This window comes from Shewanella algicola, assembly GCF_014648035.1.
GTDB classification, from domain to species: Bacteria; Pseudomonadota; Gammaproteobacteria; order Enterobacterales; family Shewanellaceae; genus Shewanella; species Shewanella algicola.
This window is the reverse complement of the sequence record NZ_BMQI01000105.1, coordinates 1-5020: the sequence shown is the minus strand read 5'-3', so window position 1 is coordinate 5020 and position 5020 is coordinate 1. Positions and strand designations below refer to the sequence as shown.

Below are 5020 nucleotides of genomic sequence, written 5' to 3'. Positions count from 1 at the left end.
ATCAACGGTATAAGTCAGATGGGCGATATGGGATCCATGCCTCCAAGTGGACGTACTTTGCCTTCGGCGGTAAGTCCGATGATACAAGATATTAACGGTAACTGGTACTTCACTATGGGATACCTGCCTGCAGGTGAGTACCGAGTGGGCTACAGCTGCTTAGGGCATCTGGATGATCCAATAGCTGACGATATCAGTGGTGGCCAGTATGTGATGTTTAAAGATTCTGGCACTATCACCATCGAGACTGGCTCTCAGGGGGGACAAGAAACCATTCATGAGTGCGGTAACGGTAATGGCGGCCATCATGGTGGTGGACACCATGGCGGTTAGATAGGCGTGGAATAGGGCTTCTTACAATGCAGAAGCCCAATGTTGCACTGTTAGTTCATTTCAATCTGTAGCGAAGAAATTCATTCTTCGACTCACCAGTTCGGAGTATATCCGATTTAGAAAACGTCCATTCGTAACGCTCACCCGCAATCACTGCTAAAAACCACCAGTTCGATAAGGGTGGGGACTAATTTAAAGGCCAATTCTGTCGGTGTGTAAATAAATTGCTTGGCGTTGGATGGGTCTTTCTGTTTTTTTAAAAAACCATTGTTTTCTAAGCTTTTCAAGCGATCAGCAAGAATGTTAGTAGAGATATTCTCTTTGGCGGCTTTAAAGTCCTTAAAATATTGAGCACCACAGAAAACCGCATCTCTAATAACTAACAGTGACCATTTATCCCTAAGAGGTCTAGTGCCAAGCTAATAGGGCACACAGAACGATGTTTCATAGCTGTGACTTCGTTGCGATAGACGATGCAGGAAATGCTACCTTCATCACTTTCTTAACGCAAGTAATCTGGATTATAACCAGTCAATCACTTGCATAATGCAAGTAAAAGTTAATAACTTATCATCGTGGATTAGCGAGGGAATTTTATGATAACGATTCATCATTTAGGCGTTTCACAATCAGACCGTATCGTGTGGTTGATGGAGGAACTCGGCCTGCCTTACAACATCAAGTTTTATCAGCGTAAAGTAGAAGACAACACCGCGCCAGATGAATACTTAGCGCTTCATCCTGCTGCCACATCACCTATCATCGAAGATGGTGAACTGACGCTGTGTGAGTCGAATGCAATTGTCGAATATCTTTGCCACAAATATGGTAACGGTCGTTTGGTAATCCCTCATACCGATGAAAACTATGCTGATTACCTGTATTGGATGCAATTTAACAGTAATACCTTGACAGTATTTATGGCTGAGTTGGCTCTTAAGGAGTCGGAGACTCTCAATAGTGCTGTGCAAAAAATTTTGTTGAGGCGACGTGAAGGCTACTATCAACACATCAATAATCACTTGAGTAAAAACCAATATTTAGCTGGAAACAGCTTTAGTTGCGCCGATATTATGTCGGTATTTGCGCTGACAACGCTGCCATTGTTTGGTGGTAGAACGGTTGACGATTTGCCACATGTGAAACGCTATTTAGCCGATATTTGCGCTAGACCTGCTTATATCAAGGCGATGAAAATCGCATGGCCTAACATTTAGTAAGGTCGCCCAATCATTGGTGATGGTTTAGGGAAAAGTCGGTGGACGCTTGAGTATGAGAACTTACAATGCCCAAGTAAGTGAAACTTACGCCATGCTCAAAGCGTTGAACGCGCTAACAGGGTTAGGTATGCCTGAAACTCAATATGTTGTTTGATATTTGTTCATATTGGAGAGCTTTATTTGCCGATCTAAATGAGGAAACAAAGCCCCAATATGGTTTCACTGGTGTTTACGTTAATGTGGTTATCGATGTATTGCTGAGCAACATTTGAATAGCAAAGATCAACAGACCCTAGTAATCCTGCAGCAAGAATGAGAATGCTTGCTGCCGTAGATCAGATTATCCACCTAGCTGAAGTGAGCGACATCTCACAGTAAATTAAATTGCTAGCAATATAATAGCCTAAAATCTAATGGTGCGTTATTGCTGTATTCTGTCCGTCAGTGATGTGAGGTTAAGCGGCCGACGACACCATGTCATCATCCACTGAAAAATTGATAGATAAACAAGGATAAGAGAAATGGTTTTCTATTACACCCTGATAAAAAATCTACACATTATGTTGGCCTTAGTCAGCGTGGCGCTGTTTACCTATCGTTGGTTGAGTTCATTTTGTGCAAGTGCAGGAATGCAGTCTAAGTTTTTGAAAGTATTACCCCATCTTAACGATACCTTACTGCTGTTGACGGGTGTCGTACTGATAGCAATATTAAAAATGAATGTAGTCGAACAGAGTTGGTTAATAGCTAAATTAATAGCTTTAGTGGTTTACATTGGCCTTGGCGTGTTGGCGATTAAGTGCCAACACCGAGGTCAAAAACTACTTGCGGGGATCGCTGCATTATTGGTGTTCGGCTACATTGTCGGCGCGTCAATGTCGCATGCTGCATGGTTTTGCCCATTTTTAATTTAATGGCAGTTGGCTGATAGGATTGCACACTATGCTTGGTTGTTTCGTTTTGACAATGATTTTTTATGTAATTGCACTGATAGTCGTGTCAAGACGGCTATTTCGCGTTGGTGGTCCTAATCGTCCCCTTGCCACTGCTGCGGGAGCTATAGCGGTGGTGTTACACGCTGTGGTGTTGTCCCAGGCGATATTTACCCCTGAAGGACAAAATTTTAGTGTGAGTAATGTGTTTTCATTAGTGAATTGGTTAATTGCACTCACGTTTACTGTGCTAATTTTTCGATTGAAAGTGATGGTAGTGGCGACTGTGGTGTATGGCTGCGCTATCGTTTCTGTGGGCTTGATGTGGCTCATTCCTTCATCTTATATTGGCCATTTTAACGCGCACCCTGCTGTGCTGGCACATGTGATTTTATCTTTGATGGCCTTTAGTACCTTAATGATAGCGGCGCTGTATGCGATACAATTATGGGTCATCTTGAATAAATTGAAGACCAAACAACTAATCAAAACGCCATCGATGCCACCTTTACTGACGTTAGAGAAGCAGCTTTATCAGTTAGTGATCATGGGCTTTATCTTGCTGAGCTTGTCGATCGGCACAGGCTTTATTTCTCTCAATAACATCTTTGTCGGCGGCATGGGCCATAAAATGGTGTTGTCTATTTTAGCGTGGTTGGTGTATGTGGTTATGTTGTGGCAGCAGTATTCTAAAGGCTGCAAAATTCGTACAGCAGTGATTTATACCATAAGCGGGGCAGGGTTGATATTCCTCGCTTACTTTGCAGCGCGAATCGTTAATGAATTAATTCTTATTGGTTAATTGTTGACTGTTCCGGATTGATTTGAGTAGACACTTGTTGAGTTGCTAGCTTAAGCAGAACGTTTTATTTATCCAGCGCCAATGATACTTGGCGTATTTTTCACAGTGAGTAGTGATTATGTTGAAATGGCTTCATCCTTACGCCGAGCCTGAGCGTGCGTATCAAGTAGCTGTAAAGTTACAGTTTTGGTTTATCGGCCTTGCACTGGCGTTAGTCGCCGTAGGTACCACATGGGGATTGATATTTGCACCCACCGATTATCAACAAGGTGACAGTTACCGTATTATTTTTGTGCATGTCCCTTCAGCCTCAATGTCGATGGTGGCATATATGAGCATGGCTTGCGCAGCATTTATTGGCTTAGTATGGAAAGTTAAAGTGGCTGATTGGGCCGTAGCGTCAATTGCGCCCGTCGGTGCGGTTTTAACCTTGATAGCCCTTGTAACAGGCGCAACTTGGGGTAAACCTATGTGGGGAACATGGTGGGTGTGGGATGCTCGTTTAACTTCGGAATTAGTCTTACTGTTCCTGTATCTTGGGGTGATTTCGTTATATGCCTCATTTGAAGATAAGGTATTAGCCGCTCGGGCTGCGGGGATTTTGGCAATAGTGGGCGTAATAAACATTCCTATTATCAAATATTCTGTCGATTGGTGGAGTTCATTACATCAGCCTTCGACGATTAAGATTACTGAAAAATCGGCGATGCCATCTGAAATGCTTATTCCCTTATTGCTAAATATCTTTGGCTTTGGGGTATTAATTATCGCTATTTCAACCATTAGATTTAAAGCGGAAGTGCTGGCGCGAAATAGTATGCGTCCGTGGGTACGTGAACTAGCGAAAGCTCAAGGAATAAAATAATGCAATTTGAATCATTTAGTGAATTTTTGAATATGGGCGGCTACGGCTTTTATGTGTGGTTTGCATATAGCGTCACATTTTTTTGTCTTGGCACGTTAGTGATAGTGAGCGCTAAAGGTCAAGCTAATGTACTGACAAAAATAGCCGTTAAGATAGCGCGTGAAGAACGCCTAAAAGAAACTCGAGAGATTTAATCATTAATTTCAAATGTGAAAAATGACTCACATTTACAGTGATGGTCTTCAGAATAGTGGCCGCTTGTACTTCATTGTTGCTCGATGTGCTTACTCGAACTTGGATCTGTTTTATACCCCCGAGTGAGAAGATTCACTGCAAAACGATACTTGCGCTAAGCCTGAAGTTGGATTTTCCGTTTTAAAACATTAATTTACAGTTTCGCGTTATCAATTAGTCTCGTCAGAAACTTGTGAACCCACTGTCCAAGGTTTATGGGCTATGTATATTGATATCGTTTCAGTTAAATCGATTTCTTACTGCACCAACAAGGCTATTGACCACAGAGTTTTTGAAATTATTAGAATAGTAATATTCATTGGTTAGTAATAGAGAGTTTTATGGCATTTGAGCAATCATTTTTATCTAGTTTTACGGTTAAATTCTGGGTGCAAGAAATAATATACAAAATTTTTTAAATGTAACGCCTTACTTAAGAGTATCTTGTAACAATGAAAATCAATACTAATTTTGATATTGGTAATAAACTGAGAATTGCTAGGGTAAATAAAGGGTTATCATTGGATTACGTCGCGGGGAAAATAGGTTTAAGTAAGGTTTTACTTTGGGAAATTGAAAATAGAAGTGTTGAAAACTTGGATGTACAAGTACTTCATGTCATTTTTAAAGAATT

At 41.3% G+C, this 5020-nt stretch carries 6 protein-coding genes and 3 pseudogenes; 8 read left to right on the top strand and 1 reads right to left on the bottom strand.

The window, feature by feature from the left end; all coding sequences use genetic code 11:
- Positions 1-333, top strand: a pseudogene (locus IEY42_RS21675) (DUF4382 domain-containing protein); the annotation flags it as partial.
- A gap of 140 nt (positions 334-473) precedes the next feature.
- On the opposite strand, the pseudogene IEY42_RS22750 reads toward IEY42_RS21675, so the two are convergent.
- Positions 474-722: pseudogene (locus IEY42_RS22750) on the bottom strand (winged helix-turn-helix transcriptional regulator); the annotation flags it as partial.
- Positions 723-929: 207 nt separating this feature from the next.
- Between IEY42_RS22750 and IEY42_RS21665 the strand changes: the two are divergent.
- From IEY42_RS21665 to IEY42_RS22525, 7 genes and pseudogenes are all read left to right on the top strand, one after another.
- Positions 930-1550 carry a glutathione S-transferase family protein gene (locus IEY42_RS21665; RefSeq protein ID WP_014611602.1) on the top strand — a complete coding sequence of 207 codons (621 nt, stop codon included), beginning with the start codon at positions 930-932 and terminating at the stop codon, positions 1548-1550.
- Between the two features lie 37 nt (positions 1551-1587).
- Positions 1588-1707 (top strand): annotated as a pseudogene (locus tag IEY42_RS21660) (IS5/IS1182 family transposase); the annotation flags it as partial.
- A gap of 367 nt (positions 1708-2074) precedes the next feature.
- The gene (locus IEY42_RS21655) at positions 2075-2467 is read left to right on the top strand and encodes a SirB2 family protein (protein WP_014611601.1); all 393 of its coding nucleotides are present in this window, start codon (positions 2075-2077) and stop codon (positions 2465-2467) included.
- Between the two features lie 28 nt (positions 2468-2495).
- Entirely contained in the window at positions 2496-3287 is a 792-nt protein-coding gene (locus IEY42_RS21650; protein WP_014611600.1) for a cytochrome C assembly family protein, read from the top strand.
- A 118-nt stretch (positions 3288-3405) separates the two neighbouring features.
- A complete protein-coding gene (locus IEY42_RS21645; protein WP_188927251.1) occupies positions 3406-4152 on the top strand; it encodes a heme ABC transporter permease in 747 nt (248 codons plus the stop codon).
- Positions 4152-4346: a heme exporter protein CcmD gene (gene ccmD, locus IEY42_RS21640; RefSeq protein ID WP_140906973.1), complete on the top strand. Its 195-nt coding sequence runs from the start codon at positions 4152-4154 to the stop codon at positions 4344-4346. The genes IEY42_RS21645 and ccmD overlap by 1 nt, the downstream gene beginning before the upstream one ends.
- Positions 4347-4838: 492 nt before the next feature.
- The coding region (locus IEY42_RS22525) for a helix-turn-helix domain-containing protein (protein WP_229780249.1) at positions 4839-5020 on the top strand (182 nt) is incomplete at its 3' end.

Bases quoted from the DNA above. Each gene is read 5' to 3' on its own strand.
- ccmD (WP_140906973.1), top strand. From the start codon at position 4,152: ATGCAATTTGAATCATTTAGTGAATTTTTGAATATGGGCGGCTACGGC.
- IEY42_RS21665 (WP_014611602.1), top strand. From the start codon at position 930: ATGATAACGATTCATCATTTAGGCGTTTCACAATCAGACCGTATCGTG.
- IEY42_RS21645 (WP_188927251.1), top strand. From the start codon at position 3,406: ATGTTGAAATGGCTTCATCCTTACGCCGAGCCTGAGCGTGCGTATCAA.
- IEY42_RS21650 (WP_014611600.1), top strand. From the start codon at position 2,496: ATGCTTGGTTGTTTCGTTTTGACAATGATTTTTTATGTAATTGCACTG.
- IEY42_RS21655 (WP_014611601.1), top strand. From the start codon at position 2,075: ATGGTTTTCTATTACACCCTGATAAAAAATCTACACATTATGTTGGCC.